13 protein-coding genes are annotated in these 14,417 nt (G+C 69.1%); 11 read left to right on the plus strand and 2 right to left on the minus strand.

Going from position 1 to position 14,417, the window contains the following annotated elements:
* Both QFZ21_RS14105 and QFZ21_RS14110 read right to left on the minus strand, forming a co-directional pair.
* Positions 1 to 1,284, minus strand: a complete 1,284-nt coding sequence (locus tag QFZ21_RS14105) for an ABC transporter substrate-binding protein (protein WP_307378839.1) — start codon at positions 1,282 to 1,284, stop codon at positions 1 to 3.
* Positions 1,285 to 1,403: 119 nt separating this feature from the next.
* Complete coding sequence (locus tag QFZ21_RS14110) at positions 1,404 to 2,357, minus strand: zinc-binding dehydrogenase (protein WP_307378840.1); 954 nt, start codon at positions 2,355 to 2,357, stop codon at positions 1,404 to 1,406.
* A 179-nt stretch (positions 2,358 to 2,536) separates the two neighbouring features.
* Here QFZ21_RS14110 and QFZ21_RS14115 point away from each other — a divergent pair, with 179 nt between their 5' ends.
* The 11 genes from QFZ21_RS14115 (at position 2,537) to QFZ21_RS14165 (ending at position 14,415) form a co-directional block, all read left to right on the plus strand.
* The gene (locus tag QFZ21_RS14115) at positions 2,537 to 3,619 is read left to right on the plus strand and encodes a Gfo/Idh/MocA family protein (RefSeq protein ID WP_307378842.1); all 1,083 of its coding nucleotides are present in this window, start codon (positions 2,537 to 2,539) and stop codon (positions 3,617 to 3,619) included.
* 36 nt (positions 3,620 to 3,655) lie between these two features.
* On the plus strand, positions 3,656 to 4,639 hold the full coding sequence (locus QFZ21_RS14120; protein ID WP_307378844.1) for an ABC transporter permease: 984 nt from the start codon (positions 3,656 to 3,658) through the stop codon (positions 4,637 to 4,639).
* Positions 4,636 to 6,552, plus strand: coding sequence for a dipeptide/oligopeptide/nickel ABC transporter permease/ATP-binding protein (locus QFZ21_RS14125; RefSeq protein ID WP_307378845.1), 1,917 nt, complete (start codon positions 4,636 to 4,638; stop codon positions 6,550 to 6,552). The genes QFZ21_RS14120 and QFZ21_RS14125 overlap by 4 nt, the downstream gene beginning before the upstream one ends.
* Positions 6,549 to 7,508, plus strand: coding sequence for an ABC transporter ATP-binding protein (locus tag QFZ21_RS14130; RefSeq protein WP_307378846.1), 960 nt, complete (start codon positions 6,549 to 6,551; stop codon positions 7,506 to 7,508). Before QFZ21_RS14125 ends, QFZ21_RS14130 begins: the two co-directional genes overlap by 4 nt.
* 83 nt (positions 7,509 to 7,591) lie before the next feature.
* Positions 7,592 to 9,235 carry an ABC transporter substrate-binding protein gene (locus tag QFZ21_RS14135; RefSeq protein ID WP_307378847.1) on the plus strand — a complete coding sequence of 548 codons (1,644 nt, stop codon included), beginning with the start codon at positions 7,592 to 7,594 and terminating at the stop codon, positions 9,233 to 9,235.
* A 72-nt stretch (positions 9,236 to 9,307) separates the two neighbouring features.
* Entirely contained in the window at positions 9,308 to 9,955 is a 648-nt protein-coding gene (locus tag QFZ21_RS14140; protein ID WP_307378848.1) for a ThuA domain-containing protein, read from the plus strand.
* Positions 9,952 to 10,722 (plus strand): sugar phosphate isomerase/epimerase, encoded by a 771-nt coding sequence (locus tag QFZ21_RS14145; protein ID WP_307378850.1) that lies wholly within the window; start codon positions 9,952 to 9,954, stop codon positions 10,720 to 10,722. The genes QFZ21_RS14140 and QFZ21_RS14145 overlap by 4 nt, the downstream gene beginning before the upstream one ends.
* Entirely contained in the window at positions 10,719 to 11,702 is a 984-nt protein-coding gene (locus QFZ21_RS14150; RefSeq protein ID WP_307378851.1) for an NAD-dependent epimerase/dehydratase family protein, read from the plus strand. Before QFZ21_RS14145 ends, QFZ21_RS14150 begins: the two co-directional genes overlap by 4 nt.
* A gap of 1 nt (position 11,703) precedes the next feature.
* Positions 11,704 to 12,438, plus strand: coding sequence for a sugar phosphate isomerase/epimerase (locus tag QFZ21_RS14155; protein WP_307378852.1), 735 nt, complete (start codon positions 11,704 to 11,706; stop codon positions 12,436 to 12,438).
* Positions 12,435 to 13,538 (plus strand): Gfo/Idh/MocA family protein, encoded by a 1,104-nt coding sequence (locus QFZ21_RS14160; protein ID WP_307378853.1) that lies wholly within the window; start codon positions 12,435 to 12,437, stop codon positions 13,536 to 13,538. Before QFZ21_RS14155 ends, QFZ21_RS14160 begins: the two co-directional genes overlap by 4 nt.
* Positions 13,539 to 13,647: 109 nt before the next feature.
* Positions 13,648 to 14,415 carry a GntR family transcriptional regulator gene (locus QFZ21_RS14165; RefSeq protein ID WP_307378854.1) on the plus strand — a complete coding sequence of 256 codons (768 nt, stop codon included), beginning with the start codon at positions 13,648 to 13,650 and terminating at the stop codon, positions 14,413 to 14,415.
* Positions 14,416 to 14,417: the final 2 nt, after the last annotated feature.

Raw genomic sequence — 14,417 nt, forward strand, 5'->3', positions numbered from 1 at the left:
TTACTTCGCGGCGGCGTAGATGTCGTCGACGGTCTGGCAGATCGTCGCGGCGTCGGTGCCGGGGGTGAAGGCGACCGAGGTCGCGCGGTACATCGGGTTGGAGACGTCGGCCGGCACGTAGATGTCGGGCATCACCGGGAAGTCGACGGCCTCGGGCATCTCGGTCAGAGACTGCGCGAGCAGCGGGGAGGTGACGCCGGACGTGTCGCCGCCGAAGTCGGCCACCGGGATGACGCCGCCCTCGTCGAGGATGCCCTTGAGCACGTCGTTGCCGTACATGTACGTGATCAGCTGCTCGACCGCGTCGATCTTCTCCTCGCCGTTCGGGCTGATCCACCAGCCGGCAGACGTCGAGCCGCGGTACGCGAGAGGCTTCTCGAACGGTGCGCCGTCGGCGACCGGCAGTCCGCCGAGCACCGTGGCGCCGGCGAGCTCCTCCGACGCGGACGGATACGCCCACGAGCCGAGCGGGGCGATGGCGGCCTGCCCGTCCATGTACGCGGCCTGCGCCTGGTCGGCCGTGTAGCCCTCGACGCCGTCGACGAACACTCCGGCGTCGCGGAGCTCGACCAGCAGGTCGATGCCCTTCATGGCGTTCGGGTTCTCGCAGGTGCCGCCCTCGGCGTAGACCTGCTTGGCCTCGTCGGTCGACATGAACATCTCGAGGAACTGCAGGAAGATCTTCTGGCCCGACCAGTCGATGCCGCCGAGCACGACGGGAGCGATGCCGGCGGCGCGGAGCTTCTTCGCTGCGTCGATGAGCTCGTCGGTCGTGGTGGGCACGCCCTCGACGCCGGCCTGCGTCAGCAGATCGGTGTTGTACCACCACGGCCAGGTGAAGCCGGAGTAGGGGAAGGCGCGGACGTTGTCCTCGGCATCCGTCCAGTCCACCATCGCGTCCTCGGGGATGCGGTCCGCGATGCCCCACTCCTCGATGTAGTCGTTGACGGGCACGACGGCGCCGTTGATCGCCCAGTCGAGCTGCTTCTCGAGCAGACCGACCAGCAGGACGTCGGCCTCTTCGCCGGCGAGCAGCGAGGTCTCGTACACCTGGTTGAGGTTGTCACCGGACTCGAGAACCTTGACCTCGATGCCGGTCTCTTCCGTGAAGGCTTCGAACGCGGCGAAGAGCGGCTTGTTCTGCGCCTGGCTCGCCGTCCAGTTGGTCTGCACGACGATCTGGTCGGGGTCGCTGGCGGGCTGGCCGCCGGCGCAGCCGCCGAGGCTCACGGCGAGCACGACGGCACTGGCGGCTGCCAGGGGGATGGACACGCGCTTCTGCACGGAAAACCTCCTTGTCTGCCGGTCGGATACCGGCGATTCCCCTGATGGTACTGTTTCGGACTCTAAGTGGTCAATACTGGTATCAAAAGACCCCTAACCAAATCGGTCCGAGCGTGCGATCAGGTGCCGGAGGGGAACACGACGACGCCCTTCACGAAGTCTGCCGGTCGTGACTCCATCAGCTCGTACGCCTGGTCGATGTCCTCGAGTGCGAAGGTGTGTGTGATCAGCGGCAGGTAGCTGAAGCGACCGTCGGCGATCATCGCGAGGCCGTCCGCCATGGCGCGGATCGTACGCGGGCGCTGCGGGGAGAACCCGTTCACGATCGTCGCGCCCTTGTACCAGAGCTCCATGTCCATCGGGGCGTCGCCGGTGTGGTGGTAGCCCACGACGCAGACGGTTCCGTACGGACGCACCAACGCCGAGGCCGTGGTCAGCGCCGAGGTGACTCCGGCAGCCTCGACGACCACGTCCATCCGCTGGTCCCGTCGGCCCGCGGCCGACACGAACTCCTCGGGCAGCTCGTCGGGGTGATGGGCCTCGTGGGCGCCGAGAGCCAGAGCCCGGGCGCGGGCGGCGGGGTTAGGGTCGACGGCGACGAGCAGGCCGGGCAGCCGCGCGGCGGCGAGCTGGATGAGGCCCAGGCCCATGAATCCCAGTCCGACGACCGCGACGCGATCGCCGGGGCGGATGCCGCTGCGCGAGAGCGCCTCCTCCAGGTCGGCCAGTGGCTCGCCGATGACATGTTCCGGAGCGAAGCCGGCGGGCACCCGCAGGATCGAGTCGGCGTCGAGGGCGACCTTCGTCGCGAAACCGTCGCCGCCGAGGCCGGTCACCACGTCGCCCACGCGCCAGCGTCCGTTCGGATCGCCGACCTCGCTGATCCGCCCCACCGTCTCATGCCCCAGCCGCACCGGCTTCTCGGGGGTGCCGTGTTCGCGCCACGGCGTGCGGTCGGAGGTGCAGACGCCGCAGGCCAGCACGTCGATGACGACCTGCGAGGGCGAGGGGACCGGATCGGGCGCGGAGACGACCTCGGACCGGCGGGGACCGATGACCTGGCTGATGAGCATGGAATTCTCCTTCGTCCGGCTGCGCGTGCTCGGCAACCGTTTGTCTCGAATGGACCGCAAGTGGTTGTGCTCATCTTAGAAGCGTATTAGCTTGGCCCTCAGTGGTATTTACATGGACTACTGATAAGGCTCGAAGGAGAGGCCATAGTGTACCAGTGCACTCTGCAGGGCGGGCCGCGATGACGGCGGTCCGCACCGCCGCCGTGATCGGCGCGGGAGCGCAGGGTGCTGTGCACGCTTTCGGGCTCGCGCGCATCCCCGGTCTGCGCATCGTCGCGATCAGCGATGTCGACGCGGATGCCGCCGCCGCGCTCGCGGCAGAACACGGTGCCCGCGCCCACTCCGACCCGCAGTCGCTGTTCGCCGACCAGCCCATCGATCTGCCCATCGATCTGCTCAGCGTCTGCGCCCCGGCGGTCGCCCACCGAGCGATCGTGGATACCGCCCTCGCTCACGGAGTCCGCGCCATCCACTGCGAGAAGCCGATGGCGCTCACCTACGGCGACGCGCGCCATCTGGTCGAGGCCGCAGCGGCGGCCGGCGCCGTGCTCACGATCAACCACCAGCGCCGTTTCGACCGGATGCATCGCGCGGTGCGCGAACTCGTGCGGGGCGGCGACATCGGCGAGCTGATCGGGGCGCAGGGATACTGCGCGAACCTCTTCGACTGGGGTTCGCACACCGTCGACCTGCTGCGCTGGCACCTCGGTGACCCGCGGGCCACCTCCGTGCTCGCCCAGATCGACGTCGCGGCACGCAAACGCGTCTACGGCGCACTGACCGAGACGTCGAGCATCGTGGAGGTGCGCTTCGACACCGGTGTGGATGCCGTGATCACGACCGGTCGCGACGAGCGTCTGCATCCGCTCGGCGACAACGGCATCGTGCTGCAGGGCAGCCGCGGCCGGGTGGAGATCTTCGGCGGGCGTGCGACCGTGCACGCCGACGACCGCGAGCCCCGCGAGATCGCGGAGTCCGTCGATCCCGCCTTCGCCGTCGAGCTCCGCGGCGTCGACCCCGCGGTCATCGAGCAGACGGCGCTCGCGCTCGCCGACCTGGCGGGCGCGCTCGACGACGGTCACGAACCCGTGCTGCACGCTCGCCACGGGCTCGCCGCCGCGGAGATCATCTTCGCCGCGTACGAGTCGAGCGTGCGCCGCGGCACCGTGCACCTGCCCCTCGATGTGTTCGACAACGCCCTGCAGCGCGGACTCGAGCAGGGCCTGTGGACACCCGAGACCGAGATCGTTTCGACGTTCTGACGTGAAAGAGATGTATGCGATGAGAGAGGCCGTGGCATGAGAGTGCTCCTACGGCGAGGGCTGTTCTATCTGATCACCGCGTTCGCGGCGATCACGATCAACTTCTTCCTCCCCCGATTGATGCCCGGCGACCCGATCGAGCGGATGCTCACGCGGTTCCAGGGCAAGCTGAGCCCCGAGGCGGTGTACGCGCTCCGGCAGCTGTTCGGCCAGGGCGACGACAACCTGTGGAACCAGTACTGGGAGTACTGGGGCAACATCTTCACCGGCAACCTCGGGGTGTCGATCAGCGCGTACCCGGCGCCGGTCTCGACCATGATCCTGCAGGGGCTGCCCTGGACGCTGTCGCTGATCGGCATCTGCACGGTACTCAGCTTCGTGATCGGCGTGGGGCTCGGGATGCTGGTCGGCTGGCGCCGTGGCTCGTGGATGGACGGGCTCGTCCCCGCCACCACCTTCATCTCGTCGATCCCGTACTTCTGGTTCGGCCTGATCATGGTCTACGTCTTCGCGGTACAGCTGCGCTGGTTCCCGCTCTCCGGCGGGTACCAGCCGGGGCTCACCCCCGGATTCAACGGCGAGTTCATCGCCAGCGTGTTCTCGTACGGACTGCTGCCCGCCTTCACGATCGTCGTGTCGTCGATCGGCGGATGGCTGCTCGGCATGCGCAACATGATGGTCACCACCCTCAGCGAGGACTACGTGCTGCTCGCCCAGGCGAAGGGTCTGAAGACCCGACGGGTGATGAGCACCTACGCCGGACGCAACGCTGTGCTGCCCTCGCTCGCGAGCTTCGCGATGTCTCTCGGCTTCCTGGTGGGCGGATCGATCGTCACCGAGGTCGTCTTCAACTACCCGGGCCTCGGCTACACCCTCTTCCAGGCCGTGCAGCAGCAGGACTACCCGCTGATGCAGGGCATCTTCCTCGTCATCACGATCACCGTGCTCGTGGCGAACCTCGTCGCGGACTTCGCCTACGTGATGCTCGATCCGCGCACCCGACAGGAGGCCCGCCGATGACGACGCCGCTCACCGCCACGCTCGCCGCCCCGACGCCGCCCGTCAAGAAGGGGCAGGGCCGCAACCTCGACTGGCTGCGGGGCCTGCGCTCCGCCAAGATCATCGTCGGCGGCACGGTCTTCCTGCTCTTCGTGCTCGTGGCGATCTTCGGACCCATGCTCGTCACGACCGATCCGAGCGCTGTCAGCACCGAGGTGCTGCTGCCGCCGTCGCCCGAGCACTGGCTCGGCACGACTCACACCGGCCAGGACCTGTTCGCACAGATGGTCTACGGCACCCGGATCTCGCTGTTCGTCGGTGTCGTCTCGGCGTTCTTCGCCACGGCGCTCTCACTCATCGTCGGACTCACGGCCGGCTACGTCGGCGGCATCGGCGACGAGCTGCTGTCGGTGCTCTCGAACATCTTCCTGGTGATCCCCGGCCTGCCGCTCGTCGTCATCCTGGCCGGCTACCTGCCCAGCACCGGATCGATCGGCATCATCATCGTGATCTCGATCACCGGGTGGGCGTGGGGCGCCAGGGTGCTGCGCGCGCAGACGCTGTCGCTGCGCAACCGCGACTTCGTCGAGGCGGCGCGCGTCGCGGGCGACCGCACGTTCCGCATCATCTGGAGCGAGATCCTCCCGAACATGCTCGCGATCGTCGCCTCGTCGTTCCTCGCGACCGTGACCGGCGGCATCCTGACCCAGGCGGGCCTGGCGTTCCTCGGCATGACCGACGTCACCGAGTGGTCGTGGGGCGGCATCCTCTACTGGGCGCAGAACAGCTCGGCGCTGCTCTTCGGCGCCTGGTGGTGGTTCGTCCCGCCCGGACTCGCGATCGCGGTCATCGGCACGGCGCTCGCACTGGTCAACTTCGGCATCGACGAGTTCGTCAACCCGCGGCTGCGGTCGGCAGGTCTCGGCACGAAGGCCGGGACGAAGACGCAGTTCAAACGCCCCCGTCAGCCGGTGCTCAACCTGCGCAAGCCGCGCCGCGACCTCGACGAGTCGACCGACTTCGTCGCGGGGGAGGCCGTGCTGCACATCTCGCACCTCTCGGTCGAGTACCAGACGCACGACGGCGGCGCCTTCCGCGCCGTCGACGACGTGAGCCTCACGCTGCACCGCGGCGAGATCGTCGGGCTCGCGGGCGAATCCGGTTCCGGCAAGACGACGCTGGCCTACGCGGTCACCCGCCTGCTGCGGCCGCCGGCCGTGATCGCCGGCGGCGACATCGTCTACACGGGCCGCGACGGCGAGCAGATCGACGTGCTCGCGCTCGACGACCGTGAGCTCAAGGCGTTCCGCTGGTCGGAGATCGCGATGGTGCTGCAGTCCGCGATGAACGCGCTTAACCCGGTCATCTCGATCGGGGATCAGATCGAGGACATCTTCATCGACCACGACCTGCGCCTCAGCAGGGAGGAGCGACACCGTCGGGCCGCCGAGCTGCTGCGCACCGTCGGCATCGACCCGATCCGGCTCGCGAGCTACCCGCACCAGTTGAGCGGCGGTATGCGGCAGCGCGTCATGATCGCGATGGCGCTCTCGCTCAAGCCGCGCGTCATCATCATGGACGAGCCCACCACGGCGCTCGACGTGATCGTGCAGCGCAGCATCATCGACGAGATCGCCCGGCTGCGGCACGACTTCGGCTTCGCGGTGCTGTTCATCACGCACGACCTCGGGCTGCTGCTCGAGATCAGCGACCGGGTCGGCGTGATGCGCAAGGGCCGCCTGGTCGAGCAGAACACCCCGGCCGAGCTGCTCGAGAACGCCGAGCACGATTACACCCGGCACCTGCTGAAGTCCTTCCCGAGCCTGCGCGGCGACGCGCCGCTGTCGGGTGGCGGACGCTATGCGGCGAGCGACGGTGCGGCGGATGACCCGTCGGCCGACGGTGCGGCCGACGAGGAAGTGGGAGCACGATGACCACCCTGCATGCGGTGAACCTCACCAAGGACTACCACCTCGGTCGGCGCGGCGAGACGCTGCGAGCGGTCGACGGCGTCTCGTTGAGCGTGCGGCCCGGAGAGACGGTGGCGCTGGTCGGCGAGTCCGGCAGCGGCAAGTCGACGATGGCGAAGATGATCCTGCGCATCACCGACCCCTCGTCGGGGGAGCTGCGGCTCGACGACGAGGTGGTCCCGCGCGGACAGCAGGGCATCCGGCCCTACCGCTCGCGCGTGCAGATGGTGTTCCAGGATCCGTTCGCGTCGCTCAACCCGCTGCGCACGGTCCGCCACCACCTGCGGCGTCCGCTGCGCGTGCACCGAATCGTGCGCGGACCGAAGGAGGAGCAGGTCGAGCTCGAGCGGCTGCTCGACTCGGTCAACCTGTCGTCGGAGTACCTCGACAAGTTCCCGCACGAGCTCTCCGGCGGGCAGCGCCAGCGCGTGGCGATCGCCCGCGCGCTCGCGCCGCGGCCCGAGGTGCTGATCGCCGACGAGCCGGTGTCGATGCTCGACGTGTCGATCCGCATGGAGATCCTCGAACTGCTCGACGCCCTCAAGCTCGAGCGCAACCTGGCCGTGCTGTACATCACGCACGACCTCGCGACCGCCCGGCACTTCTCGAGCCAGATCGTCGTGATGCGCAACGGCCGCGTGGTCGAGCGCGGGCCGAGCGACGAGGTGATCGCGGTGCCGGTGCATCCGTACACGCAGCTCCTGGTCCGCGCGGCGCCCGACCCGCGATCCGAGCCCTTCGTCGTCGAGCTCGACCGGCGCCTGCGGCACCCGGAGGTGCTCGTGAGCGACGCCGATCCCACCGTCGCGGCAGCGGTCGACGGCGTCCACTGGGCCCGCGAGTGGGAGGGCGACGAGAGCGTCGCCCGGCTGCTCGCCGAGAGCCGCATCGACGGGAAGGAGGGCGTCGGCTCGCCGTAGCGAGCGCATCCGCAGTTCCGTATGACCCCTGCAGTGTCTTCCGCAGTCACCGAAACGCAGTCCCCCAATGAAAGGAAGTCGGCATGCCCATGCGCACGTCGAAACGAGCGGCCATCGCCACGATGGCTGTCGCAGCCCTGATCACCGGCCTTGCAGCCTGCGCCCCCGGCGCATCGAACGAGAGCGGAGGCGACACGATCCTCACGGTCGGCCGCTCCTCGGCCTCGGTGCAGAAGGTGTTCAATCCCTACCTCCCCACCACCGCCTACCAGCTCGGCTCCGAGGGCATGATCTACGAGCCCCTCGTGCAGGTCAACACGACCAAGGCGGGTGACTTCAAGCCGTGGCTCGCGACCGAGTGGGAGTGGAACACCGAGGGCACCGAACTCACCCTCCAGCTCCGCGACGGCGTGAAGTGGACCGACGGCGAGGACTTCACCAGCGAAGACGTCGTCTACAGCTACGAGCTCATTAAGGAGCACCCGGAGCTGAACCTCACCGGCATCCAGTTCGACACCATCACGGCGCCCGATGAGAAGTCCGTCGTGCTCACGTTCGCCGCGCCGTCGGCGAACTTCTTCGACAAGATCATCTACCTGAGCATCGTGCCCGAGCACGTCTACGGCAAGATCGACGACGTCGCGGGATACGCCGACGAGGAACCGGTCGGAACCGGCCCGTTCACGCTCGAGAACTTCACGCCGGAGAGCTACACGCTCGTGAAGAACCCGGACTACTGGCAGAAGGGCAAGCCGGCCATCGACGGTCTGCGCTTCGTGCCGTACAAGGACAACACCGCGGTCTCGCAGGCCATGGTGCAGGGCGACGTTGACTGGTGCAGCTGCTACATGGCGAACGTCGAGGAGACCTTCCTCTCGAAGAGCCCCGACTTCCACATCCTGTGGTCGGTCGTCGGCGCCGACGGCCTCATCACGAACAACCAGAGCTTCCCGTTCGACGATCGCGACATCCGCGAGGCCGCGAGCCTGGCGATCGACCGTCAGCAGGTCGCCGACGTGGCCAACCGGCCCGCAGCCACCTGGAAGGGCGGCCTCCCGCTGCCCGTATTCGAGGACGCGATCGCACCCGGACTCGAGGACGAGGTCTACGACTACGACGTCGACGGCGCGAAGGAGATCCTCGAGGGGCTCGGCTTCACGATGGGCTCCGACGGCTACTACGAGCGCGACGGCCAGCAGCTCGCCTTCGAGATCACGATCCCGCAGGCGTTCACCGAGCAGGTCGCTGCCGCGCAGATCATCCAGTCGAACCTCAAGGAGGCGGGCTTCAAGGTCGACGTCAACGGCGTCGCGGTCGAGGCGATCAACGGCATCACCAGCAAGGGCGAGTTCCAGGCCACGATCGGCTACCCGATCGCGACCCAGATCCTCGCGGTGAACCTGTACGACTCGTGGATGAACCCGTCGTACTCGCTGCCGGTCGGCGAGGCCATCCCGACGTACCAGAACATCCAGCGCACCGAGGACCCGGAGATCGCGCAGTACTTCGCCGACTACTTCGCCGCGACCACCGACGACGAGCGCACCGCCGCCGTCACCGGTCTCGAGGAGCAGTTCATCGAGGAGATGCCGTGGCTCGTGCTGTCGTACTACCAGGCCTACGCCGGGTGGAGTGAGAAGAAGGCCACCGGCTGGCCCGAGGAGGGCGACCCGTACTGGGGAGCCTTCGTCAACCCGGTCGTGGCGCTGGAACTGCAGCCCCAGTAACCCGTCGACAGGCTCGGGGGCCCCACGGTCCCCGAGCCTGTCGCACCCCGTATCGATCCGAGGAGAACTCTCTTGTCCACCCGCGCTCTCGTCGTCGTCGGCGGCGACGACATCCACCACGACCTGCTGGGCGCTGCCGGCGTCCTCACCCGCATCGGCGCAGACGCCGGATTCGCCACGGCCCCGGCGGTGGGGATGCAGCGCTTCGCGAACGCCCGCCCCGAGACGGCGGATGCCGGGGTGTTCGTGCTCTACAACTCGGGCGGCCTGTTCCCCGCCGAGCAGCAGCAGGCGCTCGCCGCCGCGGTCGCCGCAGGCTCGGGCCTCGTCGCCCTGCACATGTCGAACGTGATGGGCGACCCGGAGGGCGCCGACCGCGCGTTCTTCGATCTGCTCGGCAACCACTACCTGTCGCACGGCCCCGGCCATCACGAGGGTCGGCATCGCATCGAGATCACGGCGCAGCATCCGATCACCGACGGCGTCGACGACTTCGACCTCTTCGACGAGTACTACGAGTTCGCGTTCGCCGACGACGACCACACGGTGCTGGCCGAGCGCACGCGCGACGACGGGGTGCGCATCCCCGTGCTGTACGTGCGCGAGGTCGGCGAGGGCCGCGTGGTGTATCTCGCGCTCGGACACGACATGCGCTCGTGGGGCGAGCCGCCGGTGCGGCGCCTCATCGCGCAGGCCATGCGCTGGGCGGCTCGCGCATGAGCGCCGCGCTGCCCGGTGCCGCGGTCATGCTCTACACGGTCGACGCGCTGCTCGACGACGACTTCGAGGGCGTGCTCGAGCGCATCGCCGCCCTCGGCTACCAGGGCGTGGAGACCTACGGTCTGCACGGCCGCCCGGCGGCCGACGTGAAGCGGATGCTGAGCCGCACCGGCCTGACCCTCGTGAGCTCGCACGCGCCGTTCCCCTTCGGGGCGGAGGCCGCACGCATCCTCGACGAGTACGCCGAGCTCGGCGCCCCCAACCTCGCCTGGAGCATGGAGGCCGAGGAGTTCGACACGATCGACGCCGTCGAGCGCGGCCTCGAGCGCGTGAACGGGGGAGTCGAGGCGGCGAAGGCCTACGGGATGACCGTGGCGTATCACAACCACCACGCCGAGTTCCGGAACGTCATCGACGGCCGGAGCGCCTACGACCTGCTGCTCGAGCGGCTGCACCCCGACGCACGCGTCGAGTTCGACATGTACTGGGCGGCCGTCGGCGGGGCCTCACCGGCCGAGGTCGTGCGCTCGATCGGCCCGCGGCTGAAGTACGTGCACGTGAAGGACGGCCCGGCGCTGACCTACGGGGGTGACACGCTCGTGCCGATAGGGCAGGGAACGGTCGACGTACTCTCTGCCCTGCGCGAGCCCTCGTCGCTGGAGTGGCACATCGTCGAGCTGGAGACGCTCGACGTCGATCCGTTCGACGCCCTCGACGAGTCGTACCGGTACCTGACCGGCCACGGCGTGACGGCGGGTGCGCGATGAGCGCGCTGCGGGTGCTGTTCCTGGGCGGCGCCGGCATGATCGGTTCCGCTGTCGCGCGCGAGGCCGTGCAGCGGGGGATCGACCTCACGGTCGTGACTCGCGGCGAGCACCAGCGCACCCTGCCGCCGGAGGTCCATGCGATCCGCACCGACGTGCGGGACGCGGCGGCCCTCGATGCGTCGCTCGGCGGGGCCGAGTACGACGCGGTGGTGAACTGGGTCGGGTTCTCCCCGGCGCACGTGCTGCCCGACGTCGACCGTTTCGCCGGCCGCACCGGACAGTACGTGTTCGTCAGCACCTGCTCGGTGTTCGGGCGCCCGGTGCCGCAGCTGCCGATCACGGAGTCCAGTCCGCGTCGGCATCCGGTTTTCGGATACGCCCGCGAGAAGTTGGCCGCCGAGCTCACGCTGGAGGACGCGTATCGCGAGCGCGGACTGCCGCTCACGATCGTGCGGCCCATGCACACCTACGACGAGACCACGATGATCTTCCCCGTCACCTGGACCGCGATCGAGCGGATGCGGCGGGGCGAGGCTTCGGTCGTGCACGGCGACGGCACCTCGCTGTGGACGCTCACCCACTCGAGCGACGTCGCCCGGGCTCTCGTGCCGCTACTCGGCAACGCGCACGCGATCGGCGAGAGCGTCAACCTGGTGAGCGGCGACATCCTCACGTGGGACCAGATCCACACCACGCTCGCTACGGCCGCCGGCATCCGCGATCCGCAGCTCGCGCACTTCTCCAGCGAGTCGATCGGCCGCGAGGTGCCCGGCTGGGCCGAGGTGCTGCAGGAGGACTTCCGACACTCGATCCTCTTCGACACCGCCCAGCTGCAGCGGCTGGTGCCCGGCTACCACCCGCAGGTGTCGTTCTCGGAGGGCGCTCGCCGCATCGTCGCCTGGCATGAAGCGGATGCCGCGCGGCGCGACTTCGACGACGAGTTGTCGGGCGCGTTCGACCGCCTGATCCGGAACGGATGACATGACCGCCCTCTCGATCCAGCTGTACAGCGTGCGCACGGAGCTCGGGGAGCGACGGCCCGCCACCCTGCGGCGCCTGGCCGACCTCGGCTACGCGCGCGTCGAGCCGTACGACATCCTCAGCGACCCGGATCAGCTCGCCCGCGAACTCGCCGGAACCGGCCTCACCGCGCCGACCGCCCACGTCAAGTTGCTCGATGTGCCGCTCGCCCAGGCGCTCAGCGCGGCGCGCACGGTCGGCGTCGAGACGCTGATCCTGCCCTGGGCGGAGCCCGATCTGTTCAACGACCGCGCGGGGGTCGAGTCCCTCGCGGCGCGGATCAACCTGGCGGCCGAGCAGGCAGATACTCAGGGCCTGCGCGTCGGATATCACAACCACGACTTCGAATTCGCGGCGCAGATCGAGGGCCGCCCCGCGTGGGAGGTCCTGGTCGACCTGCTCGACGATCGGGTGGTGCTCGAGCTCGACACCTACTGGGCGAGCGTCGGGGGCGCCGACGTGTTCGAGCTCCTCCCGCGGCTGGGCGCCCGCATCCGATACGTGCATGTGAACGACGAGCCGCCGGAGCCCGACGATCCGCCCACGCTCGGCGTGCCGGTGACCGGGCGCATGCGCGAGGTCGTCGAGCTCGCCGCGCGCATGGTCGAGCTCGTGGTCGTGGAGGTCGTCGTCGACGGCGACCCGCTGCCCGCGGTCGAGCGCAACACCCGGTTCTTCCAAGGGGTGCTGGCATGACCGGCGGACCGGTGCGCGTCGGCATCATCGGCGCCGGCAACATCTCCGACGAGTACCTCACGACGCTCACAGCAGCGCCGGGCATCGAGGTGATCGGCGTGGCCGACCTCGACCTCGCCCGAGCTGCCGCGCAGGCCGAGAAGTACGGGGTGCCGTTCTCTGGAGACACCCCAGGGCTGCTCGCGTTGCCCGGCCTCGAGCTCGTGGTGAACCTCACGATCCCGGCCGTGCACGCGCAGGTCGCGCTCGACGCGATCGCCGCAGGCACGCACGTCTGGGGCGAGAAGCCGCTGACGCTCGATCGGGCCTCCGCCCGTGCCGTGCTCGACGCGGCGGAGGCGGCCGGGGTGCGGGTCGGCAATGCTCCCGACACGGTTCTCGGTCACGGCATCCAGCACTCGCAGCGACTCATCGCCGACGGGCGCATCGGCACCCCGCAGACCGTGCTCACCCTGATGCAGGGACCGGGGCCTGACGCCTGGCATCCGCGCCCGGATTTCCTGTTCGCCCGAGGCGCGGGGCCGCTCTTCGACATCGGCCCCTATTACGTGACCGCGCTGGCGCTGCTGCTCGGCCCGATCGAGTCGGTGCAGGCGCAGGGCCATCGCGCGTTCGACGTGCGCACCGTGCCGTACGGCGATCGTGCGGGCAGCAGCGTCCCGGTCGAGGTGTGGACACACGTCAGCGTGCTGACGCGCTTCCGCTCCGGAGTGGTCGGCACCTCGATCTACAGCTTCGACTCGCCCGTGCGGCGGCAGCTCTTCGAGGTCACAGGGTCGGGTGGCACGCTGACCGTGCCGGTGAGCGGCTTCGACGGACCCAGCGTGCTCGTGCCCTCGGGGCAGCCGCAGCCCGAAGCGGTCGACCTGATGCCCGACGCGTCGGGGAGGCTGCGAGGCGTCGGCGTCGTCGAGATGGCGGAGGCGATCCGCGCCGACCGCGATCCGCGGGCAAGCGGTGCTCTCGCGTTCCATGTGCTCGACACCATGCTGGCGATCGAGGAGTCGATCGAGGCGGGCGGGCCGGTCTCGGTGACGAGCGGTTTCGATCCGGTGCCCCCGCTGGATCCGCAGTGGGACGCGGCCACGGCCACCCGGTGACGGTAGCGCCGAGGACTTAGAATGGTCGCGACTGGTATGGTGCCAAGGCGTGCTGCACACGTACAGAGCTGTACGGTGCAGAGTGAACGACACATCCGAGGGGGCAGGGATGACGAGCAGCATCAGTGAGTCGCCGATTCGTGCGGACTACCCGGAGCCGTTGTGGATTCAGGCCGTGAATCTCATCAAGGTCGAGATCTCGTCGGGCCGGCTCACCGAGGGCATGCGACTTCCTCCCGAGCGCGAGCTGTGCACGCAGCTCGGCATCAGCCGGGTCACTCTGCGCAAGGCTCTGCTGCAGCTCGTCGAAGAGGGCGTGTTGAGTTCTTCGCACGGCCGCGGCTGGTACGTCGCCTCGGCGCCCGTCGCGAAGGAGTGGCCCAACAGCCTGGAATCCTTCAGCGAGACCGCGCGACGGATGGGCCTCGAGTCGACCTCGATCGTGCTCCGCGCCGAGACCGGCCATGCCAGCCTCGATGAGGCCGAGGCCATCGGCGTCGCCCCCGGTACCCCGATCTTCCGGCTGGACCGCATCCGCCTGCTGGATGCGGTGCCCATCGCCCTCGACGCCTCGGTCGTGCCGTCGGCTCTGCTGCCCGACGTCTCGAAGATCGACTTCGCGGTCGATTCTCTGTACGACCTGCTCGACGAATCCGGCTCCGGACCCCAGCGCGCCGACAGCACGGTCGAGGCCCGCGAGGCCGACGGTCAGGCCGCCGAGGCTCTCGGCGTCGCGGTCGGCAGCCCCCTGCTCGTGATGCGCCAGGTCGCGCACGGCCACGACGGACGCGTCGTCGCTCTGTCGACCATCCGCTACGTGGGAGAGCGCTACCGCCTCCGCACGGTCTTCACGCGGGGCACCGGCTCCGGGCGCTGACG

It is taken from the genome of Microbacterium sp. W4I20 (assembly GCF_030816505.1).
GTDB lineage: Bacteria > Actinomycetota > Actinomycetes > Actinomycetales > Microbacteriaceae > Microbacterium.

What these genes read in the sequence shown, in the direction of transcription:
- QFZ21_RS14110 (WP_307378840.1), bottom strand. Translation starts at nt 2,357, where the DNA reads ATGCTCATCAGCCAGGTCATCGGTCCCCGCCGGTCCGAGGTCGTCTCC.
- QFZ21_RS14115 (WP_307378842.1), top strand. Translation starts at nt 2,537, where the DNA reads ATGACGGCGGTCCGCACCGCCGCCGTGATCGGCGCGGGAGCGCAGGGT.
- QFZ21_RS14120 (WP_307378844.1), top strand. Translation starts at nt 3,656, where the DNA reads ATGAGAGTGCTCCTACGGCGAGGGCTGTTCTATCTGATCACCGCGTTC.
- QFZ21_RS14125 (WP_307378845.1), top strand. Translation starts at nt 4,636, where the DNA reads ATGACGACGCCGCTCACCGCCACGCTCGCCGCCCCGACGCCGCCCGTC.
- QFZ21_RS14130 (WP_307378846.1), top strand. Translation starts at nt 6,549, where the DNA reads ATGACCACCCTGCATGCGGTGAACCTCACCAAGGACTACCACCTCGGT.
- QFZ21_RS14135 (WP_307378847.1), top strand. Translation starts at nt 7,592, where the DNA reads ATGCCCATGCGCACGTCGAAACGAGCGGCCATCGCCACGATGGCTGTC.
- QFZ21_RS14145 (WP_307378850.1), top strand. Translation starts at nt 9,952, where the DNA reads ATGAGCGCCGCGCTGCCCGGTGCCGCGGTCATGCTCTACACGGTCGAC.
- QFZ21_RS14150 (WP_307378851.1), top strand. Translation starts at nt 10,719, where the DNA reads ATGAGCGCGCTGCGGGTGCTGTTCCTGGGCGGCGCCGGCATGATCGGT.
- QFZ21_RS14155 (WP_307378852.1), top strand. Translation starts at nt 11,704, where the DNA reads ATGACCGCCCTCTCGATCCAGCTGTACAGCGTGCGCACGGAGCTCGGG.
- QFZ21_RS14160 (WP_307378853.1), top strand. Translation starts at nt 12,435, where the DNA reads ATGACCGGCGGACCGGTGCGCGTCGGCATCATCGGCGCCGGCAACATC.
- QFZ21_RS14165 (WP_307378854.1), top strand. Translation starts at nt 13,648, where the DNA reads ATGACGAGCAGCATCAGTGAGTCGCCGATTCGTGCGGACTACCCGGAG.